This window comes from Phormidium sp. CCY1219, from assembly GCF_055795085.1.
Map to the genome: position 1 here is coordinate 12,887 of NZ_JAYFEQ010000517.1, position 17,963 is coordinate 30,849.

The window sequence follows — 17,963 nt, forward strand, 5'->3', positions numbered from 1 at the left end:
TCATTTTATTATAGCGAAGTCTTTGCACGCCGGAATCTTTTTTCTCCCCATCCTCTCGTCGGCAATGGCACTATTGCTATCCCGGCGGGTTTCCCTCAATTCAATGCTCTGAAGTTTGACTCAGCGACAGGTGAATCCTGGATTGACTTCGGCAAAGCTTTGTTCGGTTTCTTTCCCGATGAGCTGGTGATAGTAGTCTTCGTTTTGAATTAATTTCAGCCGCGCTGTGTCTAAATCGGTGTTGGCAAAAATTAGCTCGGTGTTGGTGGCAAGGGTGATATTTTCGTCTAGGTTTTTTCCTGGGGTGGGTTGATAGGTAAAAATGGCGTTACCATTGGATTCTCGAAGGGTTAGTTTGGCTGAGGGTTCGAGGGGATTTTCCTGATTTTCTGCCGGATTGTATTCGCAGAATTTTTCCGCCGAGGTTTCGGTACAGCCGACGGATAAAATGAGGAATGCTATGGTTATTCCAAAGTGGGAAGGGGTGAGTTTCATAGCCGGATATTTGTGGAAGAGTTCTTTGGACTGAGAAGGGAAGGAGCGATCGCATTCCCTATCTCCCGTTTTTTATTGTAGCCGATTGCTGCAACTGTGCAGTTTCTATATTTTCCCGCGATCGCGCTTTTGCTTGCGGGTGGCAATGATTCTATTGTCTGGGAAAACCCTTTTTTCGGAAATGGGTCGGATTTTCGATCGCTGTTAACAGTTGGCTGCTGCGATCGCCGGGGATAATTCTGTGCATCTTGTCATTCTTGCAATTTCGTGGCTACAAATGTGGGGAGCTTTCCCCGGAGCGTTTTTTTTGCTAGGGTGGAGAGTAACATGAGGCAAACTGTGGCCACAAAAAGTCGAGGCTAGAATTGGAGCCAAAAACTGGATGGGGCGATCGGCGGGGAATCCCTTGCAGGGAAGCGCGATCGGGTGATAAGCACTCAAAAAACGAGGCAAAGAACCAGCCATCTGAATGCGATCGAGAGTCTGGAAGTGACCTATTTCACCGAGGCGAACACACAGAGAAATCAATGTTTAGATCGCGGCGGTTGCAAGTTGTGCTGCTGAATGCCTCGGAAATTCGTTTCGGTTATCTGTTGCCGCCCTGAATTAAAATGGTATGAGTCAGGGGGAAGAGAATGGCTCAGGGAAGAAAGGGGGTGTTTCCCCTGTCACCGATAGCAATCCACTATCCCTGAATAGTCGGTAGCCCTTGACAGGGATTCAAAATTGCAGTATGCTCTACGATCGGTACCCATCAAACTCAGTAAAATCTATCGATGGTAAAAAAATGCCCATGCCTACATCTACACCCGCAACGGTAGCGGCAGTTTGCCCGCCAATGCGCGGATGGCATGTCAATCATACTGGGGCATCTACAAAATACACTTCAAAGATTGACTGAGTTTAAATTGGGATAACTCGTTGATTTTGGTGCTCTACGACAACACGACGGGTGCAGCGATTACCCGGATTTAGGGAAAAAATCGGGAAGGTTTTGTGGGAGGCTGGATGAGAAAAATCCAGTGGCGATAAAACCTGAATTTTCTGCAACGCAGAAAGGAGTTTGAAGCACTCTGCAAAATGCTCGTTGCGGGTAAAAACTGTTGTATTGATTGGGGTGTAAAGCAGTATTTTTGCGCGAAAAAACGAGATTTAAAGTCGGGGTAGGCGATCGCTCATTCAGGAAAATAAAAATCTCGTGAGGGGCGATGCGCTTGCGATCGCTAACGCTTCACTCAATCCCCTCGGGGTTGCATTTGCACGACGATGTTGGAATTGAGGCAAAATCGAGCGAATCAATGCGGTTGATTGCAGTTGTGGTGAAAAAAAAAATAAAGACGAGTTCCATAGCGCCTGCGATGGCAATCGTTGGCGTTGCAATGGCGATGTCTACTTTACTAAAGGCGAAATTGGCCGTGAATTGGTTCCGGATTTTTGCGATTTATTGCGGAATATCTTTACCAGTTGCACCCTGGCTTCCTCCTAGTCTTTGGACTGGGGGGATTTTTTACCGTTCGACAGTCTCTTACCCGCTTCAATTACCGACAATCATAACCGCTCGATTTTCCATTTGTATAGAGAAACGAAATAAGCCGGCAAATGGAAGGCGCGATCGCTATCCGATGACGGTTCCGGGTGAATGTTTCGGCGGGTTTTTCTTTTCCTTTTTCAAAGAAAACACCCTCTGGGCTTTCTCTTGAACCCCTGGTTTAATTTCCGCGCTTTCTCTGTGCAGGCTTTCCCCGCTCAAAACCGACCGCTCGTCGCAGCTTTTTTCAGGTTCAGAACGATAACTGTCGCCTAACTCGACCTTCGAGAACTCCCTCATTCCAATTGTCCTGAACGTCAATCGCGGCTGGTGTAAGTAACAGTGGTTTTTTGAAAGAAAAATGACGGGGACAAAGCCCACATCATTCTTACGAAGCATTATAACCCCGAGGTCCGATCGCCGAACCGTGGGGGATTACAATCAGAGGAAGAAATATGTCAGCAAATAACGCGCACATCAAACGGTTACTAGCAACCAAGCAATGCCAAGGTGGCGATCTCCGAGATGCCCAATTAACTCGACTCAATCTAGCGAATGCCGATCTAAGCGGCGCTAAGCTGATGTTTGCTAACCTGAATGGCACCAATCTCAATCAAGCTAATTTAAGCGGGGCCGAACTTAGCTTTGCCAATTTAGTGGCGGCTGATTTAGCCCGTAGCGACCTGAGTGGGATTGATGCTAAAGGGGTGAACCTACTCGACGCTAAACTGAATGAAGCCGAACTCGGAGGGGCCGATTTAGTATTTGCAACTTTGGTCAATTCTCAGCTCCAAAATTCTAATCTCAGCGGTGCTTCTTTAGAGGGAGCAAACTTAATTGGTGCCAACCTGCACACGGCTCAAATGAGTGGCGTCAATCTCGCCGGCGCAAATCTCGGTCACACTCAGTTAATCGGGGCTAATTTATCGAATGCGGATTTAAGTAATGCCCGATTAGTGGAAGCAGATCTCAGCGATGCGAATCTCAGTGGGGTTAACTTGAGAAACGCAAATTTATTAAATGCGAATCTCAATGGTGCCAATTTGACGGGAGCCGATCTCAGTGGCGCAAATTTAGCACAGGCAAAGCTCGATGGTGCGATTGGTTTATACCAAGAAAATCCGGTTTCTGGAATGCGGACTCCCCCGGAGCGTCACCCTTCTTCCGCTCATACGCACCCGAATATGTCTTCTTATGTCAGCGTTCTACATACCAATTCTTCCCTGCATTCGGGTTCCAATCATTTAGGTTTGCCTCGTCCTGGATTACCTTCTTAAGGACAAGGGAGAAAATACACAAAGCCCGGTATAAATACCGGGCTTTTTCCATTATTCGCTTGCCAAGTACCGCCGTGCTAGATGCACGGACGGTAGGAAATTTAAAAAACATCGATCGCACTATCCCGCCGACTCCCTCCACGATGCGAACCTTCGGCATCTTCATCGGTTGCGAGTTGTGCGACAACCTGTGGAATATGATGCTCTTTCAATTGCAACTTTGTTATCGCCTTATCGCTAAGTTCGACAAAATGAACGCTGGCGCAAAATAACAAAGAAGTTAAAACAAAACCAATCTGATATTTATACATCTGACGGTAATTCGAGTGCCTTTCTATTCCTCTCTACAGAGGTTTCCCGAAAGTTCGGGACAATAGAAAAATTTTGCCTAGCGTCCACTACCCCGATGGGGAGCCGTTTCGTCTCCGGATTCTATGCGAGCCGATGATACGCGATCGGACAGCGTGCCAAAGAATTCTTCCGATTTGTGAGATTCAATGTTAAGGAAGTTGACCGCTAGACCGACGAACAATAGGCTGGATAAAACTAAAGAAGTGTAGCTACGTAGCATAAGCAAGTTCCGTATCAGAGCTTTCTATTTCTCTTTACGCAGAGGCGATCGCTCGATCCGTTTAACCCGCCAATAAAAAATAATTATTTGTCAGTTTTCTGGCCGTTTTATTTTTTGTTTATTCTAGAATAATACCCCGATCGATATCTATTTTCAGAGTAATTTATTTGTTTTTAACGGTTAAATTTGCATGAAGCGCTCCGGTTAGCAAATAGGGGGAGATAATCCCAAAGCCGACTTGTAACAGGCGGATTGCGGACGAACATGAGATGAAAGGGTTTCCCCTATTTAACCCTGGGCGAGGAAATCAAACAGACGGTGGGCTAAGGTCAGCTTGCTGCAAGGTTCGATCGCCTGCTGACGTCCGCCCGCCTCGAGTACGATCGCCTGGTTGCGATCGCTGCCAAAGCCGGCGGCGGGCAGATCGATGGGATTAGCCACGATCGCATCTAAATTTTTCCGTTGCAATTTTTCCCGGGCGGGGGTGACGATATCCCCAGTTTGAGCCGCAAACCCGATTAACCGCTGATGGGGTTGCTTGCGGGCGCTCAGTTGTGCGATAATATCCGGAACCGACTCTAACCCTAACGCCTCGGGGAGCGATCGCTTGGGCAACTTCTGGGCACTGTAGCTGTTCGGTTTCACATCTGCCACGGCGGCGGACATGACAATTAAATCCGCATGGGGAAAACACTCTACCATTGCCTGCTGCATTTGTGCTGCAGTGGTAACGGCGATCGCCCGGACTTCCGGAATTCCATCGAGCAATCCGCGATCGAGCGGACCATGTACCAAGGTCACTTCCGCACCGCGATGCAACGCCGCCTGGGCCAATGCCACGCCCATTTTACCCGTCGCTGGATTGCCGATAAACCGCACCGGATCCAAATACTCCCGGGTTCCCCCCCCACTAATCAACACCCGCTGACCGCGTAAATCTCGCTTTCCCTGGGTTTGCAGCAAAGATTCCAAATGTGCTAAAATCCGATCCGGTTCGGCCATGCGACCGGAACCCACGCGATCGCAGGCTAAAATACCCCTGCCCGGTGCCAAACTATGATAGCGATCGTCGGCATGAATCTGACGCCAATTGCGTTGCGTGACCGGCTGATTCCACATATCGGTGTTGGCGGCGGGGGCTAACAACACCGGGCACCTGGAGGCCAAAACCGTATTCGTCAGCAGATTATCTGCCATTCCAGCGGTCAACTTGGCCAGGGTATTCGCCGTCAGCGGGGCGATCGCCAATACCTGCGCCCACTCTCCCAACTCGATATGCAGCGGTCTGTGGTGGGTGGGTTGCCAGAAATCCGCGTCAGTGTAGGCGGGATGACGGCACAGAGTAGCCACAGTGAGGGGGGTAATAAATTGTGCCGCACCGGAAGTGAGAATAGCGCGAACTTCCGCCCCAGCTTTGGCTAGGGCAGAAATCACCTGACAAACTTTATAGGCGGCAATCCCCCCGGTAATGCCAATCAGAATGCGTTGGTTATGGAAGGAGGAAGGGAATGATTCTGGGGGGTTGGGTGGTTTTGATTCTGGATTCATCCTTCCTCCTGACCGCAGTGCGTTTTGTTAAGCTTCGTCGTAAGGCTCGAGATCCAATAAATAAATATACGGTTCCACCAGTTCGGGACGCTGAAAAGCGATCGCCCGCAGCAGATGCCAATCATTCAACCCCTCGAAGGGATCGTTGTAGTCATCTTGCTCCAGACGTAACGCTAGGGTCTCGATTTCCTCTGGCGTCATGGCCGCAATCTGGTGCTGGTCAAACGTTGTGGTTCCCATCGTTGGTGCCTCCATCTTGCAAAACCCCCTGAAAACTCCCGTTATCATTTTGGATGAAACCGAGATAGGAAAGCGGGGCGGGATGTACCTGTTTGCGCAAACCAAGAGCGTGGAATTCCTGCCAAAATCGATGGATTTTTCCGGGTAAGTAGGCGTCGCTCAATTATCTCAGCTTGCGCGGAACGACACAAGGGGAGTGTTTTCCCGGGCAAGCGGTGGGAGGGCGAGCGACAGAGCCGACCACTCGGTGGCAAAGCAATCCCGTTTCGACTTTTGATTGTAACCGATCGCCGCCGATTGTGGCAGAAAACTTAAGGCTTCTCAACATTCGGTTGAACTGCCCCGGACAACACCTCCGCCACAAAGGTTCGCATTTCCTCCACCTGTTCCGGTAGAATTTCATGACCCATCATCAGTTCCCGGTATTCCAGGAAGACGCCGAGTTTGGCGAAGCGATCGCGCGCCTGATGTGCTGCCTTTAGGGGCACGATCGGGTCTAGGGTGCCGTGCATTATCAAGGTGGGGGGCAAGCGATCGCCAGTGGGTTCCGGTTCCCCATGTAAATACCCGCTCATGGACACTAAACCCGCTACGGGCAATTGCAATCCCACATCCAGGGTCATCGCGCCGCCTTGGGAAAACCCACTTAAAATGGTGCGCTCCAACGGCACCCCCGTGCTGCTTTCTAGGGATTTCAGCCAATCATAAAGCCGTTGGCGACTTTCTAACAATCCCCGTTCGTCTTCGCGCTCTAGGTCGTACCACATTTTCCCCCCCGGCACTTGGGGATGGGGAAAGGGCGCATCGGGGAATAAAAATAAGCAGTCGGGAAGATTCAGGGCGGGGGCGAGGGGAGCTAAGTCATGGCAATTGGCTCCCCAGCCGTGTAGCATGACCACCAGACTTGCGGGCGATCGCTCGGTTGTGGGTGGAATGGTGATGGCTTCTAGAGACACCGGGACTGCTCCGTGGAATGTAACTGGCCTTCTCTATTTTAATCGCTTATCGGTGCCCCCCCTGCTGCTTCTTGCAAATTTTGCTGGTTTTGCCCTGGTTCGGTAAAAAAATCCCCTTAACTCTTGACACTTGGCTTTATTTGTGGTAAGCATACCCGGTTCCCATGCCAGGGTGAGTGTGGGGTGGGGTGGGGCACTTCGGCGGTAAGCTGAATGTCTCCGTTGCCATTCACCACCCAGCCTTGGGCTTCCACCAAAGGAGGAGTCGGAGGCGATCGCAACTGCGATCGCTGGGAAGAACGGCGGCGGCGATCGCCTGCCAGTCCCCGGAAAGAAGCGAATCCCAGATCCACCAATGGAGAGTGAGTGCTAAGCGGATCGTTAGGGCTAGGGGGCAAACCGCCGCGCCCGGTGACGTAGAAACTACTGTCCGACTCGGGGCCACAACTGGAAAACACCCACCCCAGGGTATCCACCACTTCCGTGGGCAGAGGAATCAATCCATGACTGGGGTCAATCTCTGGCGTATCCACCCGAACCACGCCATCGATGCCCTGTTGTGAACTGGCGGTAATCTGACCCGGGCGACTCAAGAGTCCGCGAGTGTCAATTTGGATATTACCTCCTTGACCTTGTACCGCATTGGCGCGAATTTTGCTGCTTTCCAGCAGACCGATTAAATCGGTATTGATGGTGATGTTGCCTCCATTGCCGGTGCCGATCGCTTCGGCAGAAATTCGCGAATTTTGCCGCATTCCGATGCGATTACCCACTTGAAGTTCGATGTTTCCGCCCTGACCGGAGGCGGTGGCGGCTAACAGTTCGCCATTGACTAAATAGAGGAGATCCGTGGCGATGTGGAGGTTGCCGGCTTCTCCGGATGCTTGAGAACTTACGGTAATGGTTCCATCATTGAGGGTCAGCGATCGCGCGGTAATGTTCAAATCGCCGGCAGGTCCGCTGTCGAAAGTTTCGGTGAGGAATGCACTGGCGTTTGTCAGTTCCACCGACTCCGAGGCGGCGATCGCCAAATTCCCCCCGCTACCCTCGGCCCAGGTTGAGGTAACGATTCCCGATTCGTTCGTCACACTCAAGCGATCGGTTTGAATCGCTAACCATCCCGCATCTCCCATGCCAAAGGTGGAAGTGAGCAACCCACTCCCATCCCGCAGTTCCACCGACTCCGAGGCAGTAATTTGTAAATTTCCCCCATTTCCCTGCCCCACGCTAGCGGTGGCAATCTCAGCGTTGTTTGTGAGCCTCAAATCCCCGGTGGTAATCGTTAACGACCCGGCATTTCCCGTACTATCGGAGGTGGTCAGGAGGATGGACCCATCGCTCAGGTCCACCGACTCCGAGGCGGTAATGGTTAAATCTCCCCCCGGACCTGCGCCCAAGGTGGAGGTGGCGATCGCCGCGTTATCCCCCAGAAGCAATCGGTTGGTTTCCAACATTAATCCCCCCGCCGCACCGATACCCGCCGTCCCAGTCACTAAAAAGGAGTTATTTAACTCTACCTTGTCCTCGGCGCGCAGCATCAAATTTCCTCCATCCCCTTCGGTTAAGGTACTGGTGGAAACATTGGCTTGGTTGCGGGCGCTGAAGTGACGGGTTTCGATAGTGAGCGAACCGGCATTCCCAGGACCGCTGGTGGCGGTAAACAATCCATCTCGCACTTTAGTCGGGTCGAATGTTCCGGCTTCCACTTCCCTGACCAAATCAAATGTATCGGTGCCGATTAGCTCTACGGACTCGGAGGCGCGGATGGTCAGATTCCCCCCCGCGCCGGTGCCAAAGGATGCAGTGAGAATTAATCCGCTATCGCGCACCATGAGAGTTCCTGTATCTATCCGCAAGTCTCCCGCTGTGCCCGCTCCATGACTGGCGGTATCCAATCGGCTGTAATGTTCGCCGTTGGTGCTAGTACCGCTCACTTCTACCCGCTCTGCCCGAATATTCAGGGTTCCCCCAGGGGCGGCACCAAAGGTGGCTGCACCCACGGAGGCTCCCTGGCGCAGGCTTAAACGTCCGGTGGTCAGGTTCAAGTTGCCGGCAGGTTTCGTGGCTTCGGAATAGGCACTGGCAAATATGCCGCTGTTAAATCGATTGTTGGGGGTGGTTCCGATCAGTTCTAGGGAGTCGGAGGCGGTGATATTTACCGTGCCTCCGCGACCTTCGCCAAAGGTGGAGGCGGCGATCGCGCCTCCTTCTACAACCCGCAGGCTGTCGGCGCTGACGGTAACGTTTCCGGCATCGCCATTGCCAAAGTTATCGGCAAACAGTTGCGAGGCACTCAGTGTGATACGGTTGGCTCTCACATTCAAAGTGCCGCCGGTGCCGCGACCGAAGGTTGCCGTAGAAATATAAGCGCCGTTACTCATTGCCAGGGTTGGGGTTTCCACCCTGAGAGTCCCCGCCTTGCCGGTGGCAAAACTCAGGGCAAATATCCCGCTGGCAATCTCGGCGGGAGTGGTGACGTTGTTTTGAAACAGGTTATCGAGGATTTCTTGATAGCTACCGCCTCCCAGGATTTCCAGGGAGTCGGTGGCGCGAATCGCGAGATTGCCCCCGGTACCGGATCCCAAGGTGGAGGCGGAGATAAAGGAGCGATCGCGCAGTTGCAATTTTTGGGCGCGGATCTCGATGCCGATGCCCGGTTGAGACCCCAGGGTATCGGCAACAATCGTGGAATTGTCGCGCAGGGAAATGCGACTCCCTTGCAGTTGAATGTCTCCACCCCCCTCGCCACTGGCATTCACGGTGGTGTTGGCGAGGGTGATGGGGTGGAAGTGAGTCGGTTGTGGCGGGGTGGCGGTGGTGGGGGAGAGGGGAGAAAAGCCCTCGCCTAGGGAGTGGAGGCGAATTTGTCCCCCAGGGGCGTTTAATTCGCTGTGGGCGATGGCGATGTCAGCGCCGACGAAGGAAAGGGTTTCGCCGGGGGGAACCTGGAGGATTGCCCCGTTAACGGCGACGGATTCCGGGTTTGGCCCGAGTTGCAATCCCAGGGGGACGCTGATGGTGAGCAATGGGGGAGTGTCCCTGGGTGTGGCGCTAAATTGGGTGCGATCGGCAAAGGCGATCGCCTCGGCACTACTGGCAAAAAAGGAGCCGCCGACGTTGAGCCTGGCATGCGGACCGAAGATGATTCCCGCCGGGTTTAATAAGAATAGGTTCGCGGTACCGTTGGTTTGCAGCAAACCGTCGATTTGCGATCGGGTTCCTCCGGTGATGCGAGTGAAGATATTGTGAATGGCGGGTGCGTTGTCGAAGTACGCCACTCCCCCGGTGGGCACGTTAAATTCCCGAAAGCTATGAAATAAGTTACCCCCAGCTTCCGTGCCCCCGGTGATGACTCGGGTCTGCCCCTCTGGCGTCACGATGGAGTTGACGGGAAGAGTGGCATCCGGGACAATTTGCCCGATCGCCGCTTTGGATAGTAATCCCCATGAAAGTGACACCAGACACAGGGCGCGCCATGCCTTTTTCTGCTTCAGGCTACAGGGATGGAAACCACGACGACAAGGGTGCATACAATTGGCAAAAAGGGGTCAACCCCTACTATATCACGGCAGATTGGCGATCGCTGTTTTGGCAGCGCGCCACTGGTTTTCCGCTTCCGGGGGCAAATCCGCTCGCGGCATTGCCATCTTTGCCCCTCAAGGGTTAACCTTATTGTGAGAAAAATGCATTTTGTATAAACTCGAGATATCGTATGCGGATAAAAAATTCCCAAGCGAATGAGGGGGTTTAGCACAAAAAGAGACTCGCGCCAAAATAGCGAGCGAGAAGTTCCTACTCTAGTATAGAATGCGACAAAACCTGCATTCGGATAAGCGCCACCGCCAAAAGGGGAGGGGGGTGGCGTCAGCGGGGGGAAATCCAAAAGAAATCTTACATTCTGCAGAAAAAGCAAATGAAGCATTATTCTAGTAAAGGCAAATTTGCAATCTCTGAAAGGAAGAGGGATTTATGGCGCGTTTAGCTCTATTAAGCGTATCGGACAAAACCGGGTTAGTCGAACTCGCGCGGAGTCTAGCAGAGGAATTCGACTTCGAGTTCATCAGCAGTGGTGGTACGGCAAAAGCCTTGCAAGACGCGGGTTTAGCCGTCACCAAAGTGTCCGACTACACCGGATCCCCGGAGATTTTGGGCGGACGGGTGAAAACCCTGCATCCGCGAATTCATGGGGGAATTCTGGCGCGGCGGGAGGTGTCGGAGGATGTGGAAGATATGGACAACAACAACATTCGCCCCATCGATTTAGTGGTGGTGAACCTCTACCCCTTCGAGCAAACCATCGTCAAAGCGGATGTCACCTTACCGCAAGCGATCGAAAATATCGACATCGGCGGTCCAACCCTGCTGAGGGCGGCGGCGAAAAACTATGGCTATTTAACCGTACTGTGTAACCCGGCGCAATACGATGCCTATTTGCAGGAGTTGCGCGACAATCAGGGCAACCCTTCCCCCGATTTTCGCCAGGGTTGTGCGGTAGAAGCATTCTGGCATACCGCCACCTACGACCACGCGATCGCCACTTATCTGGGGAATCAACCGTTGGTACACTCCCCGGAAAGCTCCCCGATGCCCGCCAAATTTGGCCTCAGCGGCGAGCAAGTACAAGCCCTGCGCTACGGCGAAAATCCCCATCAATCGGCGGCGTGGTATCAAGTGGGGGCCAATCCCAGCGGGTGGTCCGGGGCGACAAAACTGCAAGGCAAAGAACTCAGTTACAATAACTTGGTGGATTTAGAAGCCGCGCGCAGTTTGATTGCTGAATTTATCGGTCCCGATGCGCCCCCCGCCGCCGCCGTACTCAAACATACCAATCCCTGCGGGATGGCATTGGGAAGCACGTTAGTGGAAGCGTATCAAAAGGCATTTGCGGCGGATTCGGTTTCCGCATTTGGCGGTATTGTCGCCCTCAATCGTCCGATTGATGCCGCCACTGCATCGGAAATGAAAAAGACGTTTTTAGAGTGTATTGTGGCACCGGATTGCGAACCGGAAGCGCGCGAAGTGCTTCAGAAAAAGTCGAATTTGCGGGTGTTAACCTTGGCAGATTTAACCCGTGGGCCGCAGCATACGGTGAAGGCGATCGCCGGTGGTTTTTTGGTCCAAGAAAACGATACCCTGATGCAACTCCCCGATGATTGGGAAATCGTCACCGAAAAGCAACCGACGGAGAGTGAATTAGAAGAATTGCTGTTTGCTTGGAAAGTGGTCAAACATGTGAAATCCAATGCGATTGTAGTGACGCGCGATCGCGTTACCGTCGGCGTCGGCGCAGGTCAAATGAATCGGGTGGGTGCGGCTAAAATTGCTCTAGAACAAGCCGGTGAAAAAACCCAGGGTGCCGTGTTGGCATCGGATGCGTTTTTCCCCTTCGATGATTCAGTGAGAACTGCTGCTGCTGCAGGAATTGTGGCGATCGTCCAACCGGGCGGAAGCAAGCGCGATCGCGACTCCATCAACGCCGCTAACGAACTCGGCATCGCAATGGCATTTACCGGCAAACGCCACTTCTGGCACTAAGCGCATCCCCTCTCCGTCGCTTGATTTTCACCCATAGTGCCTTTTTTCAAGGCCATCGGTTAGGGTGGGCACTACCCACCCTACATCTGTCCCGGTGAGGGTAAAATCGGATAAACCATCGTCCGCTCAACCCCAATTTACTGCTAAAGGAAACCACAGATGATGCCCAATCCTCAAACTGTCTCCACTGCAAAAACCACAGATTCTTCCCCGACAACCGCTCATCCCGCTGAGTACCGATCCACCCTTCCCGATGAGTGGAAAAAATGGATTGCAATTAACAAAATGCGAAACCTTTCCGACGGCCAACTGGTTCAGATTTTAGTCGAACATGGTATCGATATTCGCATCGCTGTGGCGGAAGTGCAGGCAGTTTCGGCGAATCCTTATTTCCAAGTTGCCCGAGAATTACTCGCGGAACAAGCGCAACAATTACAATCTCATATCGATTATTATGCTACTCACGCCCACAAACTGGAAATTCAGCTCGGGATTTATCGAGAACTGGAAAAACTCTCGCCGAATTTTGGCAAAATAGAACGCCGCACCAAAATCTCCCGAGGGGAGTTTTTTGAAAAATACTATGCCACCAATACCCCGGTGATTTTTACCGATTTGATGGAGAATTGGAAAGCCCTTTCTCTCTGGACGCCAGAGTATCTCAAGCAAAAATACGGTTCGGTGATGGTGGAGGTGCAGTTCAACCGCGAATCTAACCCGCTATTCGAACGGGAAAAAGAAAAGCACAAGCAGATGATGCGGTTCGCTGACTATACGGATTTGGTGGTGAATGGCGGTCCGACAAATGACTATTATATGGTTCCGTATAATGGCAATTTGCACAAAGGAGAGTTGCAAGGACTTTATCGGGATATCGAAATTTTTTCGGAATATCTCGACCCCAATCAAGCTTTGGGTCAAAGTTTCTTTTGGTTCGGTCCGCAAGGTACCATTACTCCCCTGCACCACGACCCGGGCAATATCTTGCTGGCACAGGTTTATGGTTGCAAGCGGTTGCGATTGATTTCTCCCAATCAAAAGCATTTGGTTTACAATCAGGTGGGAGTTTACAGTGAAGTGGATTTAGAAAATCCCGATTATGAAAAATATCCTCGGTTTAAAGAAGTGGATGTGATTGATGAAATATTACATCCCGGAGAAGTGATTTTTATACCAATCGGCTGGTGGCATCATGTGAATTCTCTGGATATCGCCATCTCTGTGTCGTTTACTAATTTTTGGTTTCCCAATCATTATCAAGTGGAGTAATACCTTCTGCTTTTTTTTAGTAAAAGTGCAGGTTCATCCTCGGGCAAGGCGTTCCCAGCTCATGCTGGGAACGAGTTAAAAACAAGCCAAAAAATTGACGCTTGCTATCAGCAAATCAACGGATACAATAAAGGGTGAAAATACATTGAGTCAATCGGGACAAATGGGAAGTACATCGAGTAAAGTTTTTCAGGTGATGCTCTTATTAAAAGGGGGTCATCAGTGCGAATTTTCTTTAAATGCAGATGCGCCGCTGCTGCGGGAGTTGTTTGCGGCGCTGAGAAATCCAAGGGGGAATGAGGGGCAAAAACTGTTTCGAGTGCCGATGGAGTCGGGGAAAAGCTGTTTGTATTTCCCGGGGGAATCGTTAGTGGCGATCGCGACGGATCCGCCCGTACCGCGAGAGGCGATCGCGGTGGAGAAGCGATCGCCATCCGCCACGAACCACAGCAAAACCGTGCAACAACTAGAATGGCAATTAGAAATTTATCGTCAACTCGAAAAACTGTCGCCAAATCATGGTAAAATAGAGCGAATAACAAAAATTCCGCGAGCGGAGTTTTTAGAAAAATACTATGCTACGAATACCCCGGTGATTTTTACGGATTTGATGCACAACTGGCCCGCTTTGTCTTTGTGGACGCCAGAATATTTTCGGGAAAAATACGGCGATGCAATGGTAGGGGTACAAGTCAATCGCGAATCGAATCCGGACTACGAAATTGAGCGCGATAAACACCAGGTAATGATGTCCCTTGGCACCTTTGTGGATAAAGTCATCAATGGTGGGGAAACCAATGACTATTACATCGGCGCTTATAACGGCACCTTTCATCGACCAAAAATGCAGGGACTTTTTGCCGATATGGAGATGTTTTCGGAGTATTTAGAGGTCAAACCCGACCCGGCTCAAATGACCTTTTGGTTCGGTCCTGCGGGCACCATTACGCCGCTGCATTTTGATTCTCTCAATACCTTTTTGTGTCAAGTGTACGGACGCAAGCGAATCAAGCTGATTTCTCCGAATCACAAACATTTGCTTTACAATCGCGGGCGCTATCACAGTTACATTGACTTAGAAAATCCAGATTACGAGCAATTCCCGCTGCTGGAGAATGTCAATATTATCGAGACAGTATTGGAACCGGGAGAAGTGTTGTTTATGCCCGTGGGATGGTGGCATCATGTGAAGGCGTTGGATATTGCAGTTTCGGTTTCGCTGATGAATTTTGTGTTTCCTAACGAGTACGAGTAAATCCAGAGACAATGGCAGGTTATGGAGGAGGAAAAAGGTGATAGAAACTGAGTCGAAAACGGTGCAGGTGATGCTGTTAATGGTGGGAGGGCATCAGTGCGAATTCTCCCTTGCAGCAGATGCGCCACTGTTGCGGGAGCTATTCCAAGCGCTGATAAATCCCCGGGAAAACCGCGATCGCCTGTTTGAAATTCCGATGGGGGATGAAGATAATTCGACGGTTTACATTGTCGGTCAATCCCTAGTGGCGATCGCCACCGATCCGGCGATCGAACTGCAACCGATGCAGGTGACAAATGCGGCAGAAACGATGGCGCAATCTGCATCGGTTTCTCCAGTGCAGGTGATTGAATCGCGGGTGGTACAACTGGATGATTTTCTGCCACACGGGGAGTATCAGCGCCTTTTAGAAACCTGTTTGCCCCAGTCTTCCGGGATGGAAATTAGTGGGGTGCAGCTTCCGACGCCGGATTCTTTTGCGCCGTTTCGAGAACTGATTTTAAATCGGGTGGGCGCGGTGCTTCCGGATGTTTTGCTGCGCTTAGGAATTCCGGATTTTCCGCTTCCGTTAATTGAGGCGGTGGCGATTCCCGACTCTGAGGGAAAACCCGAACCGATGACCCGGGACGATGGGTCGCCAGAAACGGCGGTCAGAGTGCTGAATTTTGTGTATTATTTCTCTCGAGAACCGAAACCGTTTACCGGGGGTGAATTGCTGATTTACAATAGCAAAATTGAGGGAGAGAGTTTGAATCCGGCGGAGACTTTTCAAACTGTAGAACCGCGCAATAATAGTGTGGTGTTTTTCTTCAGCAGCGACAGTTATGAAGTGTTGCCCGTGAGGGGGAATTCGCCGGCGTTTAGCGATCGCTGTTTTAAGGTGAAGGGGTGGTTGCGGAAAAGTTAAGGAAGCGATCGCGGAAAGTTTGATGCCGGATATGCCGAATTTGAACCGGTGAATGATAGGATTTTCAGAAAGTACCCGCGATCGCGGGTACTTTCTGAGGAATCGCCAGATCTCAGTTCCAGGTTACACTTATCGCAGGTAAATTGATATGACATCCACTTTCGCGCAAACGAATATCCAAACGGTTCACGTGATGCTACTGATTGCGGGAGGACATCAGTGCGAACTCGAACTTCCTGCTAATGCGCCGCTTTTGCGCCAACTCCTCGAAGCGATGGCGCAGGGGTCGCAAAATCCAGAGTCAGGGAGTCGGTTGTTTCAGATTCCAATGGAAGAAGGGGGTGCAACGCTGTACTTTCCCAGCGAATCGATTGTGGCGATCGCCACCGATCCGCCGATTTCTCTGGAGGATTTGTCCCTAACCGCCAATAACGAAGTGGTTTCCGCGCCGCAACCGCAACCGCAACCGCAACCGCAATCCGACAATGGGCAAAATCCGCAGTTAATCTCCTCGCGATATGTGCTGATGGAAAACTTCCTCTCTCCAGCAGACAACCAGCGCCTGCTACAGTATGTGTTGCACAAACAGCCAGAGTTTGAAAGCAGCAAAGTCGGAAGTAACGATCCCACTCATCGTCAATCGAAAATATTATACTATTTTGATGAAGCGTTTGACCAGTTGATAAAAAATCGCATCCGAGATGCTTTCCCCCAAGTGGTGCAACAACTTGGCCTCTCCCTGTTTGAAATCGCGCAAATCGAAGGTCAAATAACCGCTCACAATGACGGGCATTATTATAAGGTTCACAACGACAATGGGGATACCGAAACTGCCACGCGAATTATTAGCTACGTTTACTATTTCCATCGAGAACCGCAGCAGTATAACGGCGGGGCCTTGCGACTGTACGATTCTTGGAAACTTAGCGAGACTTTATATTCTCAGGCGGAATCTTTCACCGACATTCAACCGCGCAACAACAGCATCGTATTTTTCCTCAGCAGCTATTGCCATGAAGTGATGCCCGTCAGTTGCCCCTCGCGAGAGTTTGCGGACAGTCGCTTTACGTTTAACGGTTGGATCCGTTATGCATCTTGATGGATTAGAGTAGAGATGCGCGACAGCGCGTCTCTACAACTCCACCTGTTTTATCCAGGGTTAACGTTAGAAACTGCAAGACTTTCGGGGAAATTCCCATCGAATTTAATCCCTACAATATTTCCCCTAAAATGGCGTCGCTTCACCAATTTAATCCTTTAGATAGAGAAGGATATCGGCCTTTGGATAGATGCAGGGCTGAGAATAAAGGAAGTAGTTTGTTAGTGATTTGATAGTGCAATCTGAGCGCGCCACCCCTCTGCGGGGGCTACTTTCAGGCTAATCATTTGAATTCCAACATCAGGATAACAAAACGACAATAATTTGAGTAAAAGACGATGACACAAAACTCTTCATCAGAATGGATCGATCGCTTGGCGCGGTTTGGGTATGCGGCGAAAGGCATAGTGTATGCCCTTGTGGGAGTGCTGGCGGTGCAGGCGGCATTTACCGGCGGCGGAAAAACCACCGACACCAAAGGCGCGCTACAAACGATAATCAGTCAGCCTTTCGGACAGATTTTACTCACTTTAGTGGCGATCGGATTGTTTGGATACGTGCTGTGGCGCTTCGTAGAGGCGATCGTGGATCCGGAACATCACGGTTCCGATGCCAAAGGCATTGGAAAGCGCATCGGATATGCCATCAGCGGGATTATCTATGGTGCGTTAGCATTGACGGCGGTGGGCATGGTTTCCGGTTCCCAAAGCACTGGAGGCGGTGGCACCTCCACCCAAGGCTGGACGGCCCGCTTGATGTCACAACCCTTTGGGCGCTGGTTGGTGGGCGTTGTGGGCGCGATCGTCGTTGGGGTTGGCTTTTATCATTTCTATAAAGCATTTACGGCCAAGTTCCGCAAAAAGTTAAAAGTGCGAGAAATGAGCCTCAAAGAAGAAAAATGGGCGGTTCGAATCGCGAAATTCGGCTTAGTCGCCCGGGGCGTGGTTTTCGTGATTATCGGCTTTTTCCTCTTGCAAGCTGCCTATCAGTCGGATGCCAGCGAAGCTAGAGGACTTGCAGGGGTACTCGATACCCTGTTGCGGCAGCCCTATGGCCCTTGGTTGATGGGATTGCTGGCACTGGGTCTGGTGGCCTATGGTATCTATATGGGGGTACAAGCTCGCTATCGTCGGATTATAGCCCCGAATATCGATCCGGGAGAAGCGGTGAGTGCGGGGCAATAATAGCGGGGGATTGCCGGGGAAGGGCGGGCGATTGAAATCGCGCCTGGGCAGGCTAAGTCCGCCTACGCGGACTAATAAAAGGCGGGCGATTGAAATCGC

The 17,963-nt window shown here is 51.3% G+C and carries 16 protein-coding genes; 9 read left to right on the top strand and 7 right to left on the bottom strand.

The genetic code is table 11. The features are described 5' to 3' along the window. Positions 1 to 120: 120 nt before the first annotated feature. A complete protein-coding gene (locus AC0QH1_RS13685; RefSeq protein WP_324631716.1) occupies positions 121 to 495 on the bottom strand; it encodes a hypothetical protein in 375 nt (124 codons plus the stop codon). Positions 496 to 1,751: 1,256 nt separating this feature from the next. Here AC0QH1_RS13685 and AC0QH1_RS13690 point away from each other — a divergent pair. Together AC0QH1_RS13690 and AC0QH1_RS13695 are read left to right on the top strand one after the other, a co-directional pair. Beyond that, the gene (locus AC0QH1_RS13690) at positions 1,752 to 2,195 is read left to right on the top strand and encodes a hypothetical protein (protein ID WP_324631717.1); all 444 of its coding nucleotides are present in this window, start codon (positions 1,752 to 1,754) and stop codon (positions 2,193 to 2,195) included. Between the two features lie 283 nt (positions 2,196 to 2,478). Further along, positions 2,479 to 3,300, top strand: coding sequence for a pentapeptide repeat-containing protein (locus AC0QH1_RS13695; protein ID WP_324631718.1), 822 nt, complete (start codon positions 2,479 to 2,481; stop codon positions 3,298 to 3,300). Positions 3,301 to 3,401: 101 nt separating this feature from the next. Here the strand turns inward: AC0QH1_RS13695 and AC0QH1_RS13700 are convergent, their stop codons facing one another. The 6 genes from AC0QH1_RS13700 to AC0QH1_RS13725 form a co-directional block, all read right to left on the bottom strand. After that, positions 3,402 to 3,611 carry a hypothetical protein gene (locus AC0QH1_RS13700; protein ID WP_324631719.1) on the bottom strand — a complete coding sequence of 70 codons (210 nt, stop codon included), beginning with the start codon at positions 3,609 to 3,611 and terminating at the stop codon, positions 3,402 to 3,404. Between the two features lie 77 nt (positions 3,612 to 3,688). After that, entirely contained in the window at positions 3,689 to 3,871 is a 183-nt protein-coding gene (patX, locus tag AC0QH1_RS13705) for a heterocyst-inhibiting protein PatX (RefSeq protein ID WP_442957313.1), read from the bottom strand. Between the two features lie 288 nt (positions 3,872 to 4,159). Then, entirely contained in the window at positions 4,160 to 5,419 is a 1,260-nt protein-coding gene (gene coaBC, locus AC0QH1_RS13710) for a bifunctional phosphopantothenoylcysteine decarboxylase/phosphopantothenate--cysteine ligase CoaBC (RefSeq protein WP_324631720.1), read from the bottom strand. A 27-nt stretch (positions 5,420 to 5,446) separates the two neighbouring features. Continuing rightward, positions 5,447 to 5,659, bottom strand: a complete 213-nt coding sequence (gene isiD, locus AC0QH1_RS13715) for a protein IsiD (protein WP_324631721.1) — start codon at positions 5,657 to 5,659, stop codon at positions 5,447 to 5,449. 311 nt (positions 5,660 to 5,970) lie between these two features. Continuing rightward, on the bottom strand, positions 5,971 to 6,615 hold the full coding sequence (locus AC0QH1_RS13720) for an alpha/beta hydrolase (protein WP_324631722.1): 645 nt from the start codon (positions 6,613 to 6,615) through the stop codon (positions 5,971 to 5,973). A gap of 116 nt (positions 6,616 to 6,731) precedes the next feature. After that, positions 6,732 to 10,073: a two-partner secretion domain-containing protein gene (locus AC0QH1_RS13725; RefSeq protein ID WP_324631723.1), complete on the bottom strand. Its 3,342-nt coding sequence runs from the start codon at positions 10,071 to 10,073 to the stop codon at positions 6,732 to 6,734. A gap of 76 nt (positions 10,074 to 10,149) precedes the next feature. On the opposite strand from AC0QH1_RS13725, the gene AC0QH1_RS13730 reads away from it, so the two are divergent. From AC0QH1_RS13730 to AC0QH1_RS13760, 7 genes are all read left to right on the top strand, one after another. After that, entirely contained in the window at positions 10,150 to 10,293 is a 144-nt protein-coding gene (locus tag AC0QH1_RS13730; protein WP_324631724.1) for a hypothetical protein, read from the top strand. Positions 10,294 to 10,584: 291 nt separating this feature from the next. Continuing rightward, positions 10,585 to 12,150, top strand: coding sequence for a bifunctional phosphoribosylaminoimidazolecarboxamide formyltransferase/IMP cyclohydrolase (gene purH / locus AC0QH1_RS13735; protein ID WP_324631725.1), 1,566 nt, complete (start codon positions 10,585 to 10,587; stop codon positions 12,148 to 12,150). A 159-nt stretch (positions 12,151 to 12,309) separates the two neighbouring features. Next, complete coding sequence (locus AC0QH1_RS13740; RefSeq protein ID WP_324631726.1) at positions 12,310 to 13,419, top strand: cupin-like domain-containing protein; 1,110 nt, start codon at positions 12,310 to 12,312, stop codon at positions 13,417 to 13,419. A gap of 196 nt (positions 13,420 to 13,615) precedes the next feature. Beyond that, positions 13,616 to 14,674 carry a cupin-like domain-containing protein gene (locus AC0QH1_RS13745; protein ID WP_324631731.1) on the top strand — a complete coding sequence of 353 codons (1,059 nt, stop codon included), beginning with the start codon at positions 13,616 to 13,618 and terminating at the stop codon, positions 14,672 to 14,674. A 37-nt stretch (positions 14,675 to 14,711) separates the two neighbouring features. Continuing rightward, positions 14,712 to 15,581: a 2OG-Fe(II) oxygenase gene (locus tag AC0QH1_RS13750; RefSeq protein WP_324631727.1), complete on the top strand. Its 870-nt coding sequence runs from the start codon at positions 14,712 to 14,714 to the stop codon at positions 15,579 to 15,581. Positions 15,582 to 15,729: 148 nt separating this feature from the next. Beyond that, a complete protein-coding gene (locus AC0QH1_RS13755; RefSeq protein WP_324631728.1) occupies positions 15,730 to 16,680 on the top strand; it encodes a 2OG-Fe(II) oxygenase in 951 nt (316 codons plus the stop codon). Positions 16,681 to 17,018: 338 nt separating this feature from the next. Continuing rightward, entirely contained in the window at positions 17,019 to 17,864 is an 846-nt protein-coding gene (locus tag AC0QH1_RS13760) for a DUF1206 domain-containing protein (protein ID WP_324631729.1), read from the top strand. Positions 17,865 to 17,963: the final 99 nt, after the last annotated feature.

Bases quoted from the DNA above. Each gene is read 5' to 3' on its own strand.
- AC0QH1_RS13685 (WP_324631716.1), bottom strand. From the start codon at position 495: ATGAAACTCACCCCTTCCCACTTTGGAATAACCATAGCATTCCTCATT.
- AC0QH1_RS13740 (WP_324631726.1), top strand. From the start codon at position 12,310: ATGATGCCCAATCCTCAAACTGTCTCCACTGCAAAAACCACAGATTCT.
- AC0QH1_RS13755 (WP_324631728.1), top strand. From the start codon at position 15,730: ATGACATCCACTTTCGCGCAAACGAATATCCAAACGGTTCACGTGATG.
- purH (WP_324631725.1), top strand. From the start codon at position 10,585: ATGGCGCGTTTAGCTCTATTAAGCGTATCGGACAAAACCGGGTTAGTC.
- AC0QH1_RS13700 (WP_324631719.1), bottom strand. From the start codon at position 3,611: ATGTATAAATATCAGATTGGTTTTGTTTTAACTTCTTTGTTATTTTGC.
- AC0QH1_RS13695 (WP_324631718.1), top strand. From the start codon at position 2,479: ATGTCAGCAAATAACGCGCACATCAAACGGTTACTAGCAACCAAGCAA.
- patX (WP_442957313.1), bottom strand. From the start codon at position 3,871: ATGCTACGTAGCTACACTTCTTTAGTTTTATCCAGCCTATTGTTCGTC.
- isiD (WP_324631721.1), bottom strand. From the start codon at position 5,659: ATGGGAACCACAACGTTTGACCAGCACCAGATTGCGGCCATGACGCCA.
- AC0QH1_RS13760 (WP_324631729.1), top strand. From the start codon at position 17,019: ATGACACAAAACTCTTCATCAGAATGGATCGATCGCTTGGCGCGGTTT.
- AC0QH1_RS13745 (WP_324631731.1), top strand. From the start codon at position 13,616: ATGCTCTTATTAAAAGGGGGTCATCAGTGCGAATTTTCTTTAAATGCA.
- coaBC (WP_324631720.1), bottom strand. From the start codon at position 5,419: ATGAATCCAGAATCAAAACCACCCAACCCCCCAGAATCATTCCCTTCC.